This window comes from Streptomyces sp. SM1 (assembly GCF_002910825.1).
GTDB classification, from domain to species: Bacteria; Actinomycetota; Actinomycetes; order Streptomycetales; family Streptomycetaceae; genus Streptomyces; species Streptomyces okerensis.
In genome coordinates this window covers 1-2,413 of record NZ_NEUB01000814.1, presented here as the reverse complement: position 1 = coordinate 2,413, position 2,413 = coordinate 1, and the positions used below count along the sequence as shown (strand labels likewise).

The 2,413-nt window shown below is 71.5% G+C and carries 4 protein-coding genes; 1 reads left to right on the top strand and 3 read right to left on the bottom strand.

Annotated elements, in window-relative coordinates; all coding sequences use genetic code 11:
- Nucleotides 1–185: transposase (locus tag B9S61_RS25250; RefSeq protein ID WP_146064863.1), on the bottom strand; the 185-nt coding region annotated here is incomplete at its 3' end.
- 310 nt (nt 186–495) lie between these two features.
- On the opposite strand from B9S61_RS25250, the gene B9S61_RS25245 reads away from it, so the two are divergent.
- Nucleotides 496–1,356: a GNAT family N-acetyltransferase gene (locus B9S61_RS25245; RefSeq protein WP_103544301.1), complete on the top strand. Its 861-nt coding sequence runs from the start codon at nt 496–498 to the stop codon at nt 1,354–1,356.
- Nucleotides 1,357–1,362: 6 nt separating this feature from the next.
- On the opposite strand, the gene B9S61_RS25240 is transcribed toward B9S61_RS25245, so the two are convergent.
- Both B9S61_RS25240 and B9S61_RS25235 read right to left on the bottom strand, forming a co-directional pair.
- Complete coding sequence (locus B9S61_RS25240) at nt 1,363–1,947, bottom strand: DinB family protein (protein ID WP_103544300.1); 585 nt, start codon at nt 1,945–1,947, stop codon at nt 1,363–1,365.
- Complete coding sequence (locus tag B9S61_RS25235) at nt 1,907–2,338, bottom strand: hypothetical protein (protein ID WP_103544299.1); 432 nt, start codon at nt 2,336–2,338, stop codon at nt 1,907–1,909. The genes B9S61_RS25240 and B9S61_RS25235 overlap by 41 nt, the downstream gene beginning before the upstream one ends.
- Nucleotides 2,339–2,413 lie beyond the last annotated feature (75 nt).

Sequence of the window (2,413 nt, the reverse complement as noted above, 5' to 3'; positions counted from 1 at the left end):
ACGATCACCAGGACGGTGCCGAACTTCGCGGTCAGCTTGTCGAAGACGGCCCGCAGCTTCGGCTCGCTGTTGGGCAGTTGCTTGTCGAAGACCTTCTTCCCGGCCGGGGTGAGTCCGTGGCCGTGGTGAGCACTCTTGCCGACGTCCAGGCCCAGGAACACGCCCACGTCTTCGGTCTCGAACATCGTGCCCCTCCCCAAGGGGTGTTGACGGTGCCGGCCTCGGCATCGGTGTCGTACTCGCGCATCCACGTTATGCAGACCTGCCGCCCGCGAGCTGTCCGGCATTGCGCCGGACCGGACGGTGGCCGGACCTCTCATCAGCGTCTCCGACGGCACCTCCCGGGCCCGGTGACACCACCCCCCAGGTCATGCCTTCGACAGGGGGCAACAGTCATGCCGGGCCCGGAGGCCAGCGGCCCTCTTGCAGGACCGCGGAAAACATAACGGGGGAAACAGCCTGGGATCCCGGTCACGGCGCGGGACAGAATGAGGCATGCGACCGGACGAGTGGCACCTCACCGAAGACGTCGACGCGTTCCTCGCCCGCGCGGGGGACTTCCTGCGCTCGCGGCCCGGCGCGCACGTCATGCAGTTGACGTGGGCGGAGAGGGTGCGGAAGCGCGGGACGGGCGCGTTCGGAGGCGAAGCACCCGTCTTCGGCGTGCTGGAGGGGGAGGGCGGGGTGCGCGCCGCCTTCCACCGCCTTCCGACGCGTGGTGTGTGCCCCACCTCGCTGACGTCCGAACAGGCCGAAACCCTCGCCGCCCGCCTGGCCGCCGACCTGCCCTCCCTGCCCTCCGTCAGTGCCGGCCACGACACCGCCACCGCGTTCGCCGAGGCCTGGCGGCGGTGCACCGGCGTGCCGCCGAGGCTCCGGGACCTGCGGCTGCGGCTGTACCGCCTCGGCACGCTCACTCCGCCGGATCCGCTGCCGGCGGGCCGGGGCCGTGTCCTGGGCGAGCGGGACCTGGAGGAGGTCATGTCCTGGTGCGGGGAGTTCGCCAGGGCGGTGGGGGAGGTCGTCACCCTGGACGCCGGTACGTGGGCGGAAAGCCGTTTCGCCGACAAGCGGTACACGCTCTGGGAGACGCCGGACGGTACGCCCGTCTCCGTCGCGGGCATGAATCCGCTGATCGGCGGCCAGGTGCAGGTGGACGTCGTCTACACCCCGGCCCATCTGCGCGGCCGGGGCTACGCGGGCGCCGCCACGGCGGAGGTGAGCCGGGCCGCACTGGACGCGGGGGCGCGGGACGTCGTGCTGTTCGCGGATCTGTCCAATCCCAGCAGCAACGCCCTGTACCAGGGGCTCGGTTACCGCACGCTCACCGACTGGTCGGTGTACGACCTCGCGTGAAGGCGCTCACGAGGCGGCCCGCAGCAGGCGGAGCTGCCCGATCTCCGTGGCGTTCTTCATCAGTTCGGCGTTCACCCACGCGAGCATGTGCGCCGTGGTGTGCGCCGTGGTGTGCGCCGGGTCGTTCGGCCAGGGGAAGGGGGCGGTGGCGTCCAGGTCCGTGTCGGTGAGGTCGTCCAGGAGCGCGAGCCATTCCGTGCGCAGGGCGCGGAGCCGGTCGACGGTGGGCGCGCCCTCGCCGGGCCAGGTGATGTCGGTCCGCTCCCGTGGGCGGCGCCGCCGCGCGTGGTCCAGGGTCACGCTCCACCACCAGTCGATGTGCCAGCTCACCCAGGCGATGGTGGGTACGGGCACGGGGTCCGGTTCGGTGTCCGCCCAGTCGGGGATCCAGGTGCCCTCGGCGGAGCGGCGTACGGTCCAGCAGTGCGGGGCCGGCTCGTGGAGGAAGTCCTCCGGTTCCAGTCGCTCCAGGTGGTACTCGAACAGCGACCAGGTCAGCTCGAACTGCCAGCGGAGCAGCTCGATTCGGGTGGTGGGGGCGGTCACGGTGTCACAACTCCTCGTCCGTGGCGAGTCGGTCCCAGGAGACATCCCGGAGGGCGGGTTCGGCATCGCAGCCGGAGGGGACGTGAGGGGCGGACTGGAACCAGACCACGGTGAGGCGGGAGCGGTACAGGACGCGGTCGTGGGCCGGGTCGACCGCCTGGGAGCGGAAGCTGCCGACGCAGATCACGGCGGGCAGCACCTCCACCGGGCCGAACGCTCCCGCGTACTGGTCGGGGTACTCGCGCGGCGGCGGGATCAGATGGACCGGGGCGCCGGGGAAGGCGCTCGCGGCGGAGCGGGGCAGTCCGGCGATCGTGCGGTCGTTGAGCGGCTTGCAGGGGTACCCCTCGAGCAGTCCGCCGTACGTCGACGACATGCGCAGCTCGGCGAGGTCGACCGAGCGGCCCGAGGCGAGGACGACGCGTGCGAGTGCCATGGTCGGCACTCTAGAACGGTGGTGCATGCGAGGCTTTCGGTTTTTGCGCGGGACGGGAGAGGGGAACGGCGGAGG